Annotated in this window: 17 protein-coding genes and 1 pseudogene; 5 read left to right on the top strand and 13 right to left on the bottom strand. The window is 65.5% G+C overall.

The window, feature by feature from the left end:
* Window positions 1-213 precede the first annotated feature (213 nt).
* Window positions 214-1,695 carry a hypothetical protein gene (locus Q7W02_26000; GenBank protein MDO8479586.1) on the top strand — a complete coding sequence of 494 codons (1,482 nt, stop codon included), beginning with the start codon at window positions 214-216 and terminating at the stop codon, window positions 1,693-1,695.
* Between the two features lie 98 nt (window positions 1,696-1,793).
* A complete protein-coding gene (locus tag Q7W02_26005) occupies window positions 1,794-1,988 on the top strand; it encodes a PIN domain-containing protein (GenBank protein ID MDO8479587.1) in 195 nt (64 codons plus the stop codon).
* 166 nt (window positions 1,989-2,154) lie between these two features.
* Here the strand turns inward: Q7W02_26005 and Q7W02_26010 are convergent.
* The 12 genes and pseudogenes from Q7W02_26010 to Q7W02_26065 form a co-directional block, all read right to left on the bottom strand.
* A pseudogene (locus Q7W02_26010) lies at window positions 2,155-2,694 on the bottom strand (TCP-1/cpn60 chaperonin family protein).
* A gap of 79 nt (window positions 2,695-2,773) precedes the next feature.
* Window positions 2,774-4,468: a dihydroxy-acid dehydratase gene (gene ilvD / locus Q7W02_26015; GenBank protein MDO8479588.1), complete on the bottom strand. Its 1,695-nt coding sequence runs from the start codon at window positions 4,466-4,468 to the stop codon at window positions 2,774-2,776.
* 40 nt (window positions 4,469-4,508) lie between these two features.
* On the bottom strand, window positions 4,509-5,189 hold the full coding sequence (locus Q7W02_26020) for a polysaccharide deacetylase family protein (protein ID MDO8479589.1): 681 nt from the start codon (window positions 5,187-5,189) through the stop codon (window positions 4,509-4,511).
* Window positions 5,186-6,331: a glycosyltransferase gene (locus tag Q7W02_26025; protein MDO8479590.1), complete on the bottom strand. Its 1,146-nt coding sequence runs from the start codon at window positions 6,329-6,331 to the stop codon at window positions 5,186-5,188. The genes Q7W02_26020 and Q7W02_26025 overlap by 4 nt, the downstream gene beginning before the upstream one ends.
* A complete protein-coding gene (locus Q7W02_26030) occupies window positions 6,331-6,759 on the bottom strand; it encodes a hypothetical protein (GenBank protein ID MDO8479591.1) in 429 nt (142 codons plus the stop codon). The genes Q7W02_26025 and Q7W02_26030 overlap by 1 nt, the downstream gene beginning before the upstream one ends.
* Window positions 6,756-7,208: a MaoC/PaaZ C-terminal domain-containing protein gene (locus tag Q7W02_26035; protein MDO8479592.1), complete on the bottom strand. Its 453-nt coding sequence runs from the start codon at window positions 7,206-7,208 to the stop codon at window positions 6,756-6,758. The genes Q7W02_26030 and Q7W02_26035 overlap by 4 nt, the downstream gene beginning before the upstream one ends.
* A complete protein-coding gene (locus tag Q7W02_26040) occupies window positions 7,205-8,194 on the bottom strand; it encodes an ArsA family ATPase (protein ID MDO8479593.1) in 990 nt (329 codons plus the stop codon). Before Q7W02_26040 ends, Q7W02_26035 begins: the two co-directional genes overlap by 4 nt.
* Entirely contained in the window at window positions 8,191-9,177 is a 987-nt protein-coding gene (locus tag Q7W02_26045; protein MDO8479594.1) for a TRC40/GET3/ArsA family transport-energizing ATPase, read from the bottom strand. The genes Q7W02_26040 and Q7W02_26045 overlap by 4 nt, the downstream gene beginning before the upstream one ends.
* 71 nt (window positions 9,178-9,248) lie before the next feature.
* A complete protein-coding gene (locus tag Q7W02_26050) occupies window positions 9,249-9,524 on the bottom strand; it encodes a hypothetical protein (GenBank protein MDO8479595.1) in 276 nt (91 codons plus the stop codon).
* A gap of 20 nt (window positions 9,525-9,544) precedes the next feature.
* The gene (locus tag Q7W02_26055) at window positions 9,545-9,841 is read right to left on the bottom strand and encodes a hypothetical protein (GenBank protein ID MDO8479596.1); all 297 of its coding nucleotides are present in this window, start codon (window positions 9,839-9,841) and stop codon (window positions 9,545-9,547) included.
* Window positions 9,842-9,922: 81 nt separating this feature from the next.
* Window positions 9,923-11,716, bottom strand: coding sequence for a carbon starvation CstA family protein (locus Q7W02_26060; protein ID MDO8479597.1), 1,794 nt, complete (start codon window positions 11,714-11,716; stop codon window positions 9,923-9,925).
* Window positions 11,717-11,821: 105 nt separating this feature from the next.
* On the bottom strand, window positions 11,822-12,136 hold the full coding sequence (locus Q7W02_26065; GenBank protein ID MDO8479598.1) for a hypothetical protein: 315 nt from the start codon (window positions 12,134-12,136) through the stop codon (window positions 11,822-11,824).
* 185 nt (window positions 12,137-12,321) lie between these two features.
* Here Q7W02_26065 and Q7W02_26070 point away from each other — a divergent pair, with 185 nt between their 5' ends.
* The 3 genes from Q7W02_26070 (at window position 12,322) to mqnC (ending at window position 14,882) form a co-directional block, all read left to right on the top strand.
* Window positions 12,322-12,600 carry a hypothetical protein gene (locus Q7W02_26070; protein ID MDO8479599.1) on the top strand — a complete coding sequence of 93 codons (279 nt, stop codon included), beginning with the start codon at window positions 12,322-12,324 and terminating at the stop codon, window positions 12,598-12,600.
* A 101-nt stretch (window positions 12,601-12,701) separates the two neighbouring features.
* Window positions 12,702-13,805 (top strand): aminofutalosine synthase MqnE, encoded by a 1,104-nt coding sequence (mqnE, locus tag Q7W02_26075; GenBank protein MDO8479600.1) that lies wholly within the window; start codon window positions 12,702-12,704, stop codon window positions 13,803-13,805.
* A gap of 3 nt (window positions 13,806-13,808) precedes the next feature.
* Complete coding sequence (gene mqnC, locus Q7W02_26080) at window positions 13,809-14,882, top strand: cyclic dehypoxanthinyl futalosine synthase (protein ID MDO8479601.1); 1,074 nt, start codon at window positions 13,809-13,811, stop codon at window positions 14,880-14,882.
* Between the two features lie 49 nt (window positions 14,883-14,931).
* On the opposite strand, the gene Q7W02_26085 is transcribed toward mqnC, so the two are convergent.
* On the bottom strand, window positions 14,932-15,756 hold the full coding sequence (locus tag Q7W02_26085) for an MqnA/MqnD/SBP family protein (GenBank protein ID MDO8479602.1): 825 nt from the start codon (window positions 15,754-15,756) through the stop codon (window positions 14,932-14,934).

A 15,756-nucleotide genomic window follows, 5' to 3' on the forward strand; every position in this document is an offset into this window, starting at 1 on the left:
GAGGCCGAACCTCAAACAGAAACAAGCGCTCGATCTGATCGAGACGATCAACGCGTAGTCAGAAAACCAACATCGTCGGAGACCGCAAATGCATAATCCGACAGGATAATCACGCTGGAAGAAGGAAGGAACTTCAGTCTAATCGCCAGTCCCGTCGCGCTCCTAAAAGCGTTAACCTATACAGGCATCGAGGGAACTTTAGGCTGGTTGGCGGTGTTGCGAGGCTTGCATGACACGTTTTTGCCAAATCTTCATCCGGACAAGATTCCATCTTTCTTACCTCCCCTTCTATTAGCCGTGCTTGTGATTGTTTCATTGTCAAAATGGAAACATCTCAATCTCTTGCAACTGATTATTTTGCCGTTTTTGCTTCTGTATTTCTTGCTCACCAACGTCGCCCAGCAATACTATATCTGGGTGCTGCCTTTCTTGTTTTTCGGGTCTTTCAGAGCCGCGTTGACGTATTCACTCGCGGGCGGCATAGCCGTGGCGGTGGCTTATTGGAAGGTTTACCCGCAGATTCTGTTTGGCTCCCTTCCGGTCGTGCATTTCCCGGATCAATATGTCCTTTGGCTGCACACTCTGCCTACCGGCATTTTCTGGATAACGATCGGTTGGCTGATTGTTGAGGTCTGGTTTTCGAAAACGGCCATCGAGACGCGGGCGGTTGATTCAACATCCACGCTTCCGAATCCTCACGGCGAATCTGCGGCTATTTTAAAAGATGGACATCCCTCCAGACCGTCTCAATTGGCGGGAACGTTTATATATGGGGTCATTGTGTCAGTTACGCTCGCGGAAAGTATTTTCCTTTTCGGTCTGGACACGCATCATCCCTGGAAAATCCTCAAGGCAATCGGAATGCCATCTTCCGCGCACAAACGCGAATACACCTATTTTCAGATTCCAAAAGCGGCTCTATGGAACAAAGGGTTCTTATGGTATGAGCCCGATTTGCGGAAACTGCATATTTTAGACGCGGAGGGCAAGCCGCCGAAGGAATTCGTATTTTATCATCCGGACACGCATGAGTCCCTCGACGTCACCGACATGGCTGTCGATTCCGAGAATAGAATTATCGTTTCCGATTGGCGGAAAGGTTTTTTGGGTGCATTCGATTTTGAGGGGCGTCTGGTCAGACACTTCGGTGGGGGCCTTCGAGCACCTACCCGTTTCGCGCTGGGACCCGATGATTCCGTAGTGGTCATCGACATCGGTCGTCAAGCCGTGCTGCTGTTTTCCAAGAGCGCCGAAATCATTCGCCAGTTCGACCATTCGTTCGGCGAAGGGGCGATTCCCATCGAAAGTTTTGACGTCGGTTTAGATAAGGAAGAAAATATTTATATTCTGGATGGAGTCTCTCAAAGAATTTACGTGATCCGATCGAATGCCCGCTCCAACAAATCATTTTCCGTGAATGCGTTCACCCGGGATACGCGCCTTTATGTGGACCCCAAGGGTTATCTTTGGTTGCTCAGCTTGGATAGCGCTCAAATTCCGATTTATTCCCCTGATGGCGATAAAATCGATAAACTCGCGAATCCGCCGGGGCTTTTAAATCAGCCATTGGATACGCCTTCCGACATTCTCTTCGGCGCGGATGGACAAATTTACGTCGCGGATGCCTGGCGATCTAAAATCTACGCAATCGATTTCGCCTACCGTCGCCCTTCCGATCCGAGGCCTGCCGAATAAAAGCAATGCAGTCGGATTGCTCAGCTGACACTTTTTGATTATCGGCATATCTGTGACAAGGCAGACCCCGAGGGAAGACCCTCGGGCGAGGCGGCGCCATGACTGAGAACGGGCGTTATGTTCTCTACGCTCTCGCGCCGGTGGACGAGCCTCTCGCGCTGGAGGCGGCCGACCTGTCTCTCGCCCATGGTCTCGCCATGGCCGACTCGCTCGTGGACGCGACGGCGCGGCGCTTCGGGGCGACCCTCGTCACCCGCGACTCTGATTTCGAGGGGCCCCCGACACGGTCGTAGTGCGGTGACCTGAGATGAAGGCGTGAGCGGAGAACGTAAAGCGGAACATGGGCACGGATAATCACGATCGGCAGCACGACGGCCTCCGAGGGGCAGTCCCTCTGGAGGCCGCAGTGCTGCGAAGGATCGAGGTCAGGCGCCGGCGCCCGGCCACCTCGGCGACGGGCTAGAAGTCGCCGCCGTGCGGCATGGAGGGCATGGCCGCCTGCTCCTCCTCCGCCAGGTCTGTGATGATCGCCTCGGTCGGCAGGAGCAGGGATGCCATCGACGCCGCATTCTGCAGCGCGACGCGCTCCACCTTCGTCGGGTCGATGATCCCGGCCTGCATCATGTCGACGTACTCGTTCGACTCGGCGTCGAAGCCGTGCGCCACGTCCTTGGAGGACTTGACCTTCTCGACCACGACTGAGCCCTCGAGCCCGGCGTTCTGGACGATCTGCCGGATTGGCTCCTCGAGGGCACGCCGCACGATGCTGGCGCCGGTCGCCTCATCGCCGGAGAGCTTGAGGCTCTCGAGGGCCTTCGAGGCCCGGAGAAGCGCCACACCGCCGCCGGGCACGATGCCCTCCTCGACGGCCGCCCGCGTCGCGTTGAGGGCGTCCTCGACCCGCGCCTTCCTTTCCTTCATCTCCGTCTCCGTGGCGGCCCCCACCTTGACGATGGCGACGCCGCCCGCCAGCTTCGCGAGCCGCTCCTGGAGCTTCTCGCTGCCAAGGCGATGACTGAGAATAGGCTTTATGTCATCTACGCCCTTGGGGCGTCTGCGTTGGTGCGATCGGCCGCTCTCAGCCTGTGATCGCGCCCTCGGAGGCGTTCGACACGGTCTTGGCGTACTTGTGGAAGACGCCGCTCGTGTAGCGGGGCTTGGGTGCCTTCCACTTGGCCAGCCGCTTCTTCATCTCCGCGGCGGAGATCTCCACGTCGAGCCGGCGCTTCTTGACGTCGATATGGATGATGTCGCCGCTCTTGATCGCGGCGATCGGCCCGCGCTCCGCGGCCTCCGGAACGATGTGGGCGATCATGAAGCCGTGCGTAGCGCCGGAGAATCGGCCATCCGTCATGAGCGCCACCGTGTCCCCGAGCCCCGCGCCCTGGAGCGCCCCCGTCACCTGCAGCATCTCGCGCATGCCGGGACCGCCCTTGGGGCCTTCGTAGCGGATGACGATGACGTCGTTCGGCTTGATCTTGCCTTTCTTGACCGCCGCGAAGGCGTTTTCCTCCCGCTCGAAGACCCGCGCCGGGCCGCGGTGGGAGTACCGTGCGTGGCCGGAGAGTTTGATGACGCAGCCTCCCGGGGCAACGTTGCCGCGAAGGATCGCGATCCCCCCGGTGGGCTTGAGCGCCTGCTTGAGGGACTTGATCACCTGCTGCCCCGGCGTCTCGGGCGCGGCCTGCGCCTCCTCGCCGATCGTACGTCCGGTGACGGTCTTCTCGTTGGCGTGGAGCAGCCCCGCTTCGAGCAGCCGCTTCGCTACGACGGGCATGCCGCCCGCGTCGTACATCTCGGGCGCCGTGTAGTTGCCCCAGGGCTTGAGGTCGGCCAGCACGGGCGTCTTCTTCGACAGGCGATCGAAGTCGTCTATGGAGAGCTTGATGCCGAATTCCCTCGCCGTCGCCGGCAGGTGGAGGACGGCGTTCGTCGAGCCGCCGGTGGCAAGGACGCCGGCGATGGCGTTCTCGAAGCTCCGCCGTGTGACGAGCGAGCGCGGCGTGATCCCCTTGTTCACCAGCTCCATCACGCGCTTGCCGCACTCGACGGCGACCTCTTCCTTGCGCGGATCGATGGCCGGGATGCCGTTCCAGCCCATCGGCGACATGCCGAGCATCTCGTAGGCCGTCGACATGGTGTTGGCCGTGAACTGGCCGCCGCAGGCGCCGGCGCCGGGGCAGGCGTGGTCCTCCACGTCCTTGAGCACCTCGGCGGAGATCTTGCCGGCGTTGTAGGCGCCCACGGCCTCGAAGACGTCCTGGATGGTCAGGTTGCGGTTGGCGAACGGGCCTGTGGTCCCCGCACAGCGCCCAAACATGATGGAGCCGCAGTAGAGCATGAGGCCCGGGATGTTGAGCCGTCCGAGCACCATGACCATGGCGGGGATGGTCTTGTCGCAGCCGGAGATGGTCACGATGCCGTCGAACATGTGGCTCCGGGCCACGAGCTCGACCGAGTCCGCCACCACCTCGCGGCTTATGAGCGAGCCCTTCATCCCCTCGGTGCCCATGGTGATACCGTCCGTGATGGAGATCGTGTTGACCTCGATGGGCGTGCCGCCGGCCGTGCGAATGCCCTGCATCACCTTCTCGGCGAGCTTCCGGTGGTTCCAGTTGCACGGCATCGTCCCGATCCAGGAGTGGGCGACGCCGATCTGCGGACGCGCCAGGTCCTGGTCGGAGAAGCCCACGGCCTTCATCATGGCTCGGGCCGGGGCGCGGTCGGCGCCTTCGAGGAGGACGCGGCTCTTGCGGCGGGGGTCGGTAGCCATCACTGGACTCCTTTGTCGAATGAACGAGGTGCGGGCGATTCTACAGCAGGTCGCTGAGCGGAACCAGCGAATAGCCCTCCGCTCCCAGCATCCCGATCATCGCCGGCAGCGCCTCGACGAGGCGCGGCCCGGCGCCGGGCACGCCGTCGGCGTCGTGGAGGTCCACGATGGCCCCGGCCCTCACGCGTCTTCGAGCGCGCTCCACCTGCAGGGCGGGCGCAGCGGGGCGCCGCCCCTCCGTCTGCGCCGTCCAGAACACGCACGGCGTGCCGAGCCTCTGCAGCACGGGGAAGAGCGCGAGGTTCGTCATGCCCCAGGGCGGGCGGAAAAACCGCGGCGGCGCGCCGGCGGCCTGGGAGATGGCCTCGTGCCCCTGGCTGACCTGGCGCGCGGTCTCCCGAGGTCCCGCGAGCCAGAGGCTCCGGTGGCTCCAGGTGTGGTTGCCGAGATCGTGGCCCGCGGCAGCGATGCGGCGGACCAGGGCGCCCGTCCGAGCCACCCGCTCGCCGATCAGGAAGAAGGTCGCCCTCACGCCGTGGGCGGCCAGGATGTCCAGCACGCGCGGGGTGTGCTCCGGATCGGGGCCGTCGTCAAAGGTGAGGGCGACCTTCAGGCCCGCCCGCGGCCCACGCCACACGCTCCCCAACGTCAGCGCGTGGGAGCCCCAGGTATAGCCCGCCCAGAGCGCCGGCGCCGCGAGGAGCCAGGCCGCCGCGCTCACGATGCGCGCTCGCGCGCCAGCCTCTGGTCGCCGAGCACGAGGCCGACGATGTCCTGGGCGGCGCGCGGCCGGCGGTAGAGCCCGATGCGCTCGCGGATGTCACGCAGCAGCACCGGGTCGCGCAGGGCGGCAGCGATGACCCGCTGGAGCTGCGCCCCGGACCCCGCCACGAGTCCGACGCCCGCCATGGCCGCGAATCGCTCGTTGCGCGCCTCCTGCCCCGGGAGCGAGCCGAAGCAGATGACCGGCAGCTCGGCGGCCAGCGCCTCCGCGAGGGTGAGCCCGCCGGCCTTGGTGACGAGGAAATCGGCGGCCGCCATCAGCTCGCGGATGTGATCCACGAATCCGAAGACCTTGACCCGGTTCTCGCGCCCTTCCGCGAGCCGTCTCAGCCGCGCCTCGAGACCCCGCTCGTGCCCGGCCACGAACACGGCCTGGAAGGACTGCTCCATGCCGAGGACGGCGCGCGCCGCCTCCTCGAGGCGGCCGAAGCCGCCGCCGGAACCATCCATGAAGAGCAGCACCGGCAGCCGGGGCGAGAGCCCCAGCCCGAGGCGCGCGGCGGCGCGGTCGGGCTGCTGGAGAAACTCGCGCGCCACGGGGATGCCGGTCACGACCACGCCTTCCCGCGGCAAACCCTTGGCCGTCAGCTCGTGGGCGATCTCCTCGGCGGGCACGCAGTAGCGGTCCACGTGCGGGTGGATCCACTGCGTGTGCGCGACGAAGTCGGTGAAGACCGTCGTGTGCGGTGGAGTCGGCTCGCCGCGTGAGCGAAGGTACGAGAGCGCCGCCGCGGGCGTCGGCTGGACCGACACCGCCTGGTCGAACTGCTGCGCGCGCAGCAGCCGGCGGAGCTTCCGCGCACCGACCCGATTGAACCCCAGCATGAAAGGCGACGAGACGCTGATCTGATCGCCCAACCAGTAAGCCCCGCCCCAGAGGGCGGGCGCCCGGCGGAGGATGGTGTAGTAGAGCGCGCGGCTCCACTGGTCGAACTTCGGGTGGACGAGGTCACGGAAGTGGTCGACGACCGTCGGGAGCGCTCCGGCCCGGCGGAACTCGTCGGCGAGAACGCCGGCGGCGCGGGCGTGCCCCGAGCCGTACGAGGCCGTGAGGATGAGGACCCGCGGCTGCGTCCCCATCAGGCGGCCGGCCGGCGCGCGACGAGCAGCGTCAGCTTGCCCGACTGCACGGTCTCGCCACGCTGGTTGACGATGCGGCGCTCCTCGATGACCACCCCGCCCTCGCGCATGCTCCGCTTGGTCAGCGTCCGCGAGACGCTATGAATGGTGTCGCCGACTCTGACCGGCCGGAGGAAGCGCCACTCGAACCCCATGAAGGCCAGCACCGCCAGAGGCGGACGCGGCACGCGCCAGCCCAGGCCCGAGGACAGGCAGAGCGGGAGGAGCTCGGGCACCGCGCCCGGATCCCGCAGGGCGGCATCTCCGGTGACGCCCGAGAAGAGGGTCACGTGGGCGGCGGTGAGCGTGACGCCGGGGGTCTCGAGCGGCACGCCCTTCTCCACGTCCTCGAAGTAGCACTGCGCCGGCTGGACGGCGGCTCCGCTCACGGCTTCCGGCGCTCCACCACGTGCTCGGTCTCGCCCTCCTGCACGACTTCGCCTTGCTGGTTGACGAGCCGCCGCTCCACCGTGACGAGGCCGCGGCCCGCGTCGGGCCCGTCCCTCTTGGCGGCGATGCGCGAGAGGACGAGCACGGTATCGCCGATCTTGATCGGGCCCTTGAACTTCCACTTGAGGCCGCTGAGAAGGCCGTGCGCCGCGGCGGGCTCTCCCCGCGAGGCCAGGCCCTGCTGGATGCCGAGGCCCAGGAGCCCGTGGGCGATCCGTTCGCCGAAGATGGAGGTCTTCATGTGCTCGGCGTCGGTGTGGAGCACGTTGTAGTCGCCGCTGAGCCCGGCGAAGATGACGATGTCAGCTTCGGTGACGGTCCTCCCGGGAGAGGTGTACTCCTGCCCGACGACGAAATCCTCGAAGAACACGCCCTCCTGGCCGCTCACTCAAAGAGCTTCCCGGCCGCCTCGCGGAGCATGTCGACCCCTCGCACCTCCCGGTCGAACAGCGGCACGACGGCGCGCACGCTCCCGTCGAATTTTTCCCAGATGGTCTTCATGTGTTCGTCCTGCATCTCCATGCGGTTGAGGACGAATTCGGGAACGTCCTTCCCGAGCGCCTGCCGGTCCAGCAGCATGTTCACGATCACGCCGCCCACCGGGATGCCGAAATCGTGGAACCAGCCGATGAAGCGGGTGATGACGGCGATGGGGAGGGCCTCGGGGAGCGTCACGAAGAAGAAGGCGGTCTGCTGGGCGTCGGTCAGGAGCAGGCGCGCCTGCCCCATGCGGGTGCGGAACTGGAGGAGGTACCGCAGGAGCGGGTCGTCCTCCTTCTTCTTGGTGAAGGAGAGCATCTCGCGGAGCGTGCGCGCCTCCTCCCGGGACTTGAGCATCTTGTCCACCCAGAGGGAGTAGACCTTGGACATACCGAGCAGGCGCCGGGCGTTGGCGGTAGGCGCGGTGTCGAACACGTAGACGTCGTACTCGTTCTTGAGCATCATGTCGACCATGTTCTCGAACATGGCCGACTCCTCGAAGGCGGGGTTCATGGTGGCGGATTCGACGAAGTCGTCGGCCTTGGTCGAGATGTCCGCGAACTTGAGGAACCACTGGATCTTGTCGCGGATGTCCTTCTTGGAGCGCTCGATGGTCTCCCGGGTGTCGATCTCGTAGGCCCAGAAATTGGGCACGCCGGTGATGGCGGCGTGGCCGCCCGACACGTCCTGCCCGAGGAGACCGGAGAGGCTGTGGACCGGGTTGGTCGAAGCGAGCAGCGTCCGCCGGCCCTGCCCGGCGAGCCAGAGGGCGGCCGCCCCGGCCAGCGCGGTCTTGCCCACGCCGCCCTTGCCGCCGAAGAAGAAGAACTTGAGCGAGGGGTGCTCCTGCAGGTAGGCGCGCATCGAGGTCGTGACGGCGGCTTGGGCGCTCATGCCTTCGGCCCCTCCTCGAAGAGCCGCTTCGCCAGGCGCTCGATCATCGGCAGCCCGGTGATGTCGCGCTCCATTTCCGGCACGTGGGCCAGGATCTGGGCGCCGAAGGTGGACTGGATCTCCTTCATGTACCGCTGCTGCATCGTGATCCGGTTCCTCAGGTACTCGGGGATGCGGCCCGCCCCGAGGTCCGGCGGCAGGACCCGGTTGACCACGTATCCAGAGAGGGGCACGTCGAACTTGGCGAACAGCTCCGCGGCTTTCTTCGTGTCGAGGATGATCATCTCCTCCGGCACCAGCACGAAGAAGAAGGCTGTGCGGCTCTTGTCGGTCAGGATGCGGGAGGAGGCGTTGATCCGCTCCTTGATGTAGAGGAGCTCGCTGAGGATCTTGTCCTCCTCCATGGTCTCCTCACGGCGCATCGTCGCCGCCACCTGGTCGTACTGGCGCATCTCCTCGCGGAGCTTGGTGATCTTGTTGATCCACTCGTCGTACACCTTAGCCATGGACAGGTAGTACAGCGCGTGACCGAGCGGCACCAGGTCGTAGATGTAGTAGTCGTAGTCGCCCTGGACGATGATGTCCACGACGGCGTCGAAGATGGCGCTCTCCTCCATGGCGGGCTCGGCGGAGGCGGCGGCGATGTAGTTGTCGATCTCCTCGGGGACGCGGTCGAAACCGTACATGTCCAGGATCTTCTTGCGGATCTCCTCCTGGTAGTCCTTGATCCGCCGGTCGGCGTCCACTTCCTGGGCCCAGAGGTTCTGCATGATCGGCACCGGGCCCTTGCCGAAGATATCCTTCTGGAAGATGTCCGAGAGGCTGGCCTGCGGATCGACGGAGAAGAGGAGGACGCGCTTGCCCTGGCTGGCCAGCCAGAAAGCGCAGGTGGCGGAGAGCGTGGTCTTCCCGAGCCCGCCCTTGCCGCCGAACATGATGTACCGCCGGTCCGGCTGGCTCTCGAACACGGTTCTGAGCGACATGGTGCCTCCTTCCGAAGCCCGCCCCGCGGGCGTCATGGCGACTCGTGAGGGCCGGGTCTACCCGCCGAAAGCTATCCGAGGACGTCGGTGATGTCGCGCTCGCGGAGCATGCGGCGCTTCCACGAGGCGATCTGGGGCGTCACGTACGGCAGGAGCCTCAGAGAGTAGTAGGGCGGCAGGATCGGGACTCCCAAGAGGTCGCCCATGGTGATGAGGATGAAGAGGTGCTCCATGCTCGCCCGCGAGCGGACGGCGTGGCGGGTCATCTCGTGGGAGGACATCCCGTACACGATGTCCTTGAACACGCTCAGGATCCCGCCCTTCTTGGGCTTCTTTTCGTCAGCCATGGGCCTTTCCCTGTCTTGGATTAGACACCGTGCATATCATACTCTTCCTTCTCCCAGTACTCCCGCCGCTTCGCCATGTGGCGCTTCCACCTGGCGATCTCGGGCACTACATACGGCAGCAGGCGCAGCGAGTAGACGGGCGGCAGTATCGGCACGCCGATCAGGTCGCCGAGCGTGACGACCATGAAGACCGCCTCCAGCTGATGGCGCATCTCCAGCGCGTGACGGGCGAACTCGTGGCCCGTCATCCCGTACATGAACTGCTTGACCGCCTCCCAGCCGGCGGACAGACGGTGCGTGAACGGTCGAGTCGCCATGAACGCTGGCCTCGCGCCCGGCGGTGGGCCGGGGGAGGCTATCCTCCCCAGGCGCGCACATTGCCGCGCGGCGGCTGCCGGCTACCCGCCCGCGGGCGCGGCCTTCGGCGCGGGCGTCGGCCGGCGCAGATACTTCATGAAGGCGCGCCAGCCGTCAATCCCGATGAATACCGCTGCGACCACGAGCAGCAGCGCCACCAGGACCATGAGCCCCGAGCCGACCATGGGCAGCATGCGGCCGGCCTCCCGGTTGGGCTGGTAGACGTTGAAGTAAACGTTGTAGGCGGTCACCAAGAGCGAGGCCACCGTGGTGACGTACATGAAGATCATCGGCAGCCCGGCGTAGAGCCAGTTCTTTCCCACGGACGCCAGCCACACCGTCACCAGCAAGAGCGACAGCGCAGCCATGAGCTGGTTGGCGCCGCCGAAGAGCTGCCAGAGATACACCCACGTCCCCGTCACCACCAGCAGGAGGGCCAGCAGGACGCAGATGATCGAGGACACGTGTTGGTTGCGGCAGGGCGGGATGACGTCGCCCAGCCACTCGGTGAGAGTGATGCGCATGACCCGGAAGATGAGCTGGGTGACCACGAGCACGATCACGATGAACGCCGCGAAGGCAAGCGACACGGCGTACTGGATCGGAACGCCCCAGACGCTGATGAAGCCGCCGAGCCCGTTGGCGAAGGCGCCGACAGGAGCGCCCTTGGCGCCAACCGACACGGCCAGCAGGGCGAGCAGCCCGAGCAGGAACTCGGTGAACATGGAGCCGCCGCCCACCGGCAGCATGTCAGCCTCGTTCTCGATCTGCCGCGCCGTGCCCACCGCGCCGAACAGCGCGTGCCAGCCCGAGATCGCGCCGCAGGCGATGGTCACGAACAGCATGGGCCACAGCGGCATGATGCCCGCCGGCCCGAGCTGGGGATTGAAGCCCTTGAAGGCCGGGATCTGGAACTGGGCGACCTCCGGCTTGATGAAGCTCGCCATGGCGGCGCCGCCCAGGCCGAGCACCATGGAGAGCGCGGTGATCCAGAAGCCCACGTAGACCACTGGCTGGGCCATGCGCCAGATGGGAAGAACCGAGCCGGCGTAGCAGAAGACGGAGATCGCGATGGCCCAGAAGAGGAGGCTCGGCATGATCTTGGCCTCGGCCCCCTTGAAACCGGCCAGCGTCGGGTCGAAGTACGTGACCAGCGGCGCGCCGCCGGTGAGCCCATTGAGCCAGCTGTTGAGCCCTTGGAAGGCGGGCTCGCTCCACGGGCCCGACATGATCGCCACGAGGGTGACACCGACGGTAAGGAGCGTGGCGCCCACCAGCCCCGTCTTCCACCGGTAGAGCATCTGGCCCAGCAGGAGCCCCATGGCGACCAGCATGATGATGCCGAAGTGGGTCCGCGGCTGTGAGTCCATCACCTGCGCCATGATGCTGACGAAGGCGCCGGTCACCAGCATGAGATAGAAGAAGATGAAGAGCAGCAGCAAGATCCGCGTGCGGGAGGAGACCAGCCGGTGCGCGATGGCGGACAGGCTGTTGCCCTCGTTCCGCACCGAGATCACGATGGCGCTGTAGTCGCTGGCCCAGCCGATGAACGAGACCCCCAGCACCAGCCAGATGATGGACGGCAGCCACCCCCAAAGGGTCGCGGCCACGATGGCGCCCACGATAGGCCCGGCGGCCGCGATGGACTTGAAGTGGTAGCCGAAGAGGATGTTGCGGTTGGTCGGCATGAAGTCTACGCCGTCCATGTACAGCGTGGCCGGCGTGGCCCGCTTGGGATCCGACTGGATCACGTTGCGGTCGATCCGGCGGGCGTAGAGCGTGTACGCGAGGTACACGGTCACGGCCCCGATGATTACGGCCAGCAGAGTGTTCATTCTGCCTTCTCCTTGTATGTATGTGCGGCAGTTGGTCACCGCCCGATCCTCACCGCGAAGAGACGCGTCGCCTCCTTTCCAGATTTTGGGGGGCCTCCGCCCATTTCACGGTCCCGGCTGCCGGGCTGCCAGGCTCTCCGAGATCAGGGAATCCACCTTGGCGAAATCGTTCCCCACGTACTTCCTGCTGTCGACGATGAATGCGGGGTACCGGTTGAAACCACGAACCAGACATTTGAAGAAGCCTTCGATGGAAGCGGCATCCACGAGCCGGACCGTCACCCGCGATCCGTACCGGTGAGGCAGCCCGTGGGCCCACTGGGAAAGGGAATGGAATTCGGCCGCGAGGTCGTCCGGGAGCCCGGCGTCGAGCTGCTCCCTGTGGACCTTCTGACCCAGCCCGGCGACCTGCCAGGTCACCTCGCAGTGCTGTCAATGCTGGAAGTGGGTTGGGACGTATGTGATGACTTCGACGCGGAGCGGCCGATCGCGGGCGACACTGCCCATGGCCCATCCCCCTCTGTCTCGTTGACTCGGTCGGCCAGCATCCTATACCTTCAGTCTCGGAACCGCAAGAATGCCGGGACATCCCGAGGCCGGGGGCGATGAGAGACTCGGAGTGGCTGGACAAGGACGACACAGCGCTGGAGGAGCTCCTGGTGGAGCGCTGGCTCCACCGGGGCGGGATGCTTGCCATCATGCTCCTCTCGGCGGTCGCCACGACGTATCTCGGGATCCGGGGCGTGGCGACCACGGCCGACATGCTCACGATCGGCGCCCTGCTCGGCCTCGCCGCGGCTGCGGCCGTCGTAGCCTTCGTGATGCGGCTGACGGATAGAAGAATCCACCTGGAGCTGAGGCGGCGGAAGCGCGAGCGCGGCTGACCGCGCTACTGCCCCAAAGCTCCGGGATTCGTTGACAGCCGGCGGGGCGAAACTTAGAATCAGTGCGAGCGGTCGGTCCACCTTAATCACCGGAGGCTCGAATGGCTGTTGCCGTGACCGCTCCCCCCCTGCTTCGCGACTCCCGTCTCCTGCCCATCTGGGAGAAGGTCCGGCACGGCACCCGTCTCTCACGCGAAGACGGCCTCGTGCTCTTCGAGACCGAAGACCTCCACGGTCTCGGGCGGATGGCGGACTTCGCCAAGTCGCGGCTGCACGGTGAGCAGGTCTTCTTCGTGATGAACCGCTACGTCAACCCGACCAACATCTGCGTCCTGTCGTGCTCCTTCTGCGACTTCGCGCGGAAGAAGGGCGAGGAGGGCGCGTTCGAGAACTCCATCGAGGACGTGCTGGAGATGATCAAGCCCGGCACCCGCGAGGCGCACATCGTGGGCGGCCATCACCCCGACTGGCCCTTCGAGTACTACGAGCGGCTGATCGGGGCCATCCACGCCGCGCGGCCCGAGACTCAGATCAAGGCCTTCACGGCGGCCGAGATCGACTACCTCTGGCGCCGCTGGAAGATTGAGCCCCGCGAGGCGCTCACAAGGCTAAAGAAGGCGGGGCTCGACTCCATGCCGGGTGGCGGCGCGGAGATCTTCTCCAAGCGGCTCCAGAAGGAACTGCACTACACCGGGAAGGCGGATGCCGACCGCTGGCTCGAGATCCACGGCATCGCGCATTCCCTCGGGATCAAGACCAACGCGACCATGCTCTACGGCCACATCGAGACCATGGCCGAGCGGGTCGAGCACCTCGTGCGCCTGCGCGAGCAGCAGGACAAGAGCGGAGGCTTCCTCACCTTCATTCCCCTCGCCTACCAGGTCGGGACGACGAAGCTCGTGCCGCGCCAGACTCCGCCCACGGACGATCTCCGCACCATCGCGGCCTCGCGGCTCCTCCTCGACAACTTCCCGCACATCGAGGCCTACTGGGTCATGATCGGCGAGGAAACCGCGTCGGTCGCGCTCAATTTCGGCGCGTCCGACGTCAACGGCACGCTGGAAGACGAGAAGATCGCCCACATGGCGCAGGCCGAGAGCCCCCCCGGCCTGGCCCAGGAGCAGATCCTTCGCATGATCCGCGACGCGGGCAAGGTCGCGGTCGAGCGGGATGCGCTCTACAACGTCGTCAAGGTCTGGAACTAGCCCGTGCTCGCCGAGATCCGCGCCAAGGTCGAGGCCGGCAAGCGGCTCGACCGCGCCGAAGGCCTGTGGCTCCTGACAGAAGCGCCCATACTCGAGGTCGGCGCGCTGGCGCAGGATGCGCGCTTCCGCGCCCATCCGGAGAAGCAGGTCAGCTTCGTCATCGACTCGAACCCCAACTACACCAACGTCTGCGTTACCGATTGCCAGTTCTGCGCCTTCTACCGTAAGCCGGGCGACTCCGAGGCCTGGACGCTGACGGTCGAGGAGGTCCTCCAGAAGGTCGAGTTCGCCGCGAAGCAAGGCGCGACCACGGTGCTGCTCCAGGGCGGTCACAACCCCGCCCTTCCCCTCGAGTACTACCTGTCCCTGGTCAGCGAGACGCGGCGCCGCTTCCCGCAGGTGACGCCGCACTTCTTCACGGCCTCCGAGATCATGACGATGGCGGAGGTTTCATCGCTCTCCATGCCCGACGTCCTGGCTCGGCTCAAGGCGGCAGGCCAGACGACACTGCCGGGAGGCGGCGCCGAAGTGCTCTCCGAGCGGGTGCGCAAGCGCATCGAGCCCAAGAAGGGCGGGCCGCGGGCGTGGCTCGACGTCCACCGCGAGGCCCACCGACAGGGCTTCAAGTCCACCGCGACCATGATGTACGGCCACGTCGAGACGCCGGAGGATATCCTCGACCACTTCGACGCGATCCGGGAGCTCCAGGACGAATCCGCGGGCTTCACCGCCTTCGTGCCGTGGTCCTTCAAGCCGGGCAACACGCTTCTCGAGAAGTGGATCAAGATCCACAAGGGGCCGAACGCGTATCTCCGGATGCTCGCCGCCTCCCGCCTCTACCTCGACAACTTCCCGCACGTGCAGGCCTCGTGGTTTTCCGAGGGCAAGCGGGCCGGACAGATCGCGCTGCACTGGGGGGCGGACGACTTCGGCGGCACGCTGTTCGAGGAAAACGTCCACGCCGCGGCCGACTACGTCAACAAGATCACGGTGGACGAGATCGTGATGCTGATCCGCGATGCTGGCTTCACCCCCGTCCAGCGCACCACCGAGTACGAGATCCTCAAGGTCTACTGATCACCCCTCACCCTGCCCTCTCCCCAGAGGGGAGAGGGAGAGTTGCGGGCTAGATCGGATCGACGGGCGGGATGACCGGGATCAGCTTCTTGGCGTGGGCGATCGCGTAGAGACGCTCGAGGGCGGCCTTGCCGTCGGGGCCGAGGCGCTTCGTGTAGTCGTTGACGTACATCAAGACGAACTTCCTGCAGGTCTCCTTGTCGATCCCCCGGCCGTATCGCATGGCGTATTCGAGCGCTTCGTCCTCGTGCGCGTAGGCGTAGTCGATCGACTCGCGCAGCGCCTGCGACAGCTTCCGGTGCACGGCGTCGCCCAGGTCGCGGCGCATGACGTTGATGCCGAGCGGCAGCGGCAGGCCCGACTCGCGCTCCCACTCCTGCCCCATGTCGAGCACTTTGACCAGGCCCATCTGCTGGTGCGTGATCTGCCCCTCGTGGATCAAGAGCCCGAGGTCGGCCTGCCCCTCGAGCACGGCCTTCGGGATCTTGTCGAAGGCGACCTCGATGATGGGCGGGTCGCCGACGTAGATCCTGAGCAGGAGCGCTGCGGTGGTGTGGCTGCCCGGAATGGCCACGACCTTCTTCTCGAGGTCCTGACGCGCGATGGGCTCCGTCGCGACCAGGATGGGGCCGTAGCCCTTGCCCATCGAGGCGCCGGGATCCATCATCCGGTACTGCTCGTGCACCATGACGTACGTCGCGGCCGAGACGGCCGTCACCTCGAGCTCGCCCGTTCGCGCTCGGCGGTTGAGCGACTCGATGTCCTCCAGCACGTGCTCGACCTCGATGCCTTCCGCCTTCACCTTGCCCGCGGTGAGCGCGTAGAACATGAAGGCGTCGTCGGGATCAGGGCTGTGGCCGATACGGATCAGCAT

The organism is Candidatus Rokuibacteriota bacterium (assembly GCA_030647435.1).
Lineage (GTDB): Bacteria > Methylomirabilota > Methylomirabilia > Rokubacteriales > CSP1-6 > AR37.

Excerpts from the sequence above, each read along its gene's own strand:
- Q7W02_26005 (MDO8479587.1), top strand. The coding sequence starts at position 1,794 with ATGACTGAGAACGGGCGTTATGTTCTCTACGCTCTCGCGCCGGTGGAC.
- ilvD (MDO8479588.1), bottom strand. The coding sequence starts at position 4,468 with ATGGCTACCGACCCCCGCCGCAAGAGCCGCGTCCTCCTCGAAGGCGCC.
- Q7W02_26025 (MDO8479590.1), bottom strand. The coding sequence starts at position 6,331 with ATGGGGACGCAGCCGCGGGTCCTCATCCTCACGGCCTCGTACGGCTCG.
- Q7W02_26040 (MDO8479593.1), bottom strand. The coding sequence starts at position 8,194 with ATGAGCGCCCAAGCCGCCGTCACGACCTCGATGCGCGCCTACCTGCAG.
- Q7W02_26045 (MDO8479594.1), bottom strand. The coding sequence starts at position 9,177 with ATGTCGCTCAGAACCGTGTTCGAGAGCCAGCCGGACCGGCGGTACATC.
- Q7W02_26050 (MDO8479595.1), bottom strand. The coding sequence starts at position 9,524 with ATGGCTGACGAAAAGAAGCCCAAGAAGGGCGGGATCCTGAGCGTGTTC.
- Q7W02_26055 (MDO8479596.1), bottom strand. The coding sequence starts at position 9,841 with ATGGCGACTCGACCGTTCACGCACCGTCTGTCCGCCGGCTGGGAGGCG.
- Q7W02_26060 (MDO8479597.1), bottom strand. The coding sequence starts at position 11,716 with ATGAACACTCTGCTGGCCGTAATCATCGGGGCCGTGACCGTGTACCTC.
- Q7W02_26070 (MDO8479599.1), top strand. The coding sequence starts at position 12,322 with ATGAGAGACTCGGAGTGGCTGGACAAGGACGACACAGCGCTGGAGGAG.
- mqnE (MDO8479600.1), top strand. The coding sequence starts at position 12,702 with ATGGCTGTTGCCGTGACCGCTCCCCCCCTGCTTCGCGACTCCCGTCTC.
- Q7W02_26085 (MDO8479602.1), bottom strand. The coding sequence starts at position 15,756 with ATGCTGATCCGTATCGGCCACAGCCCTGATCCCGACGACGCCTTCATG.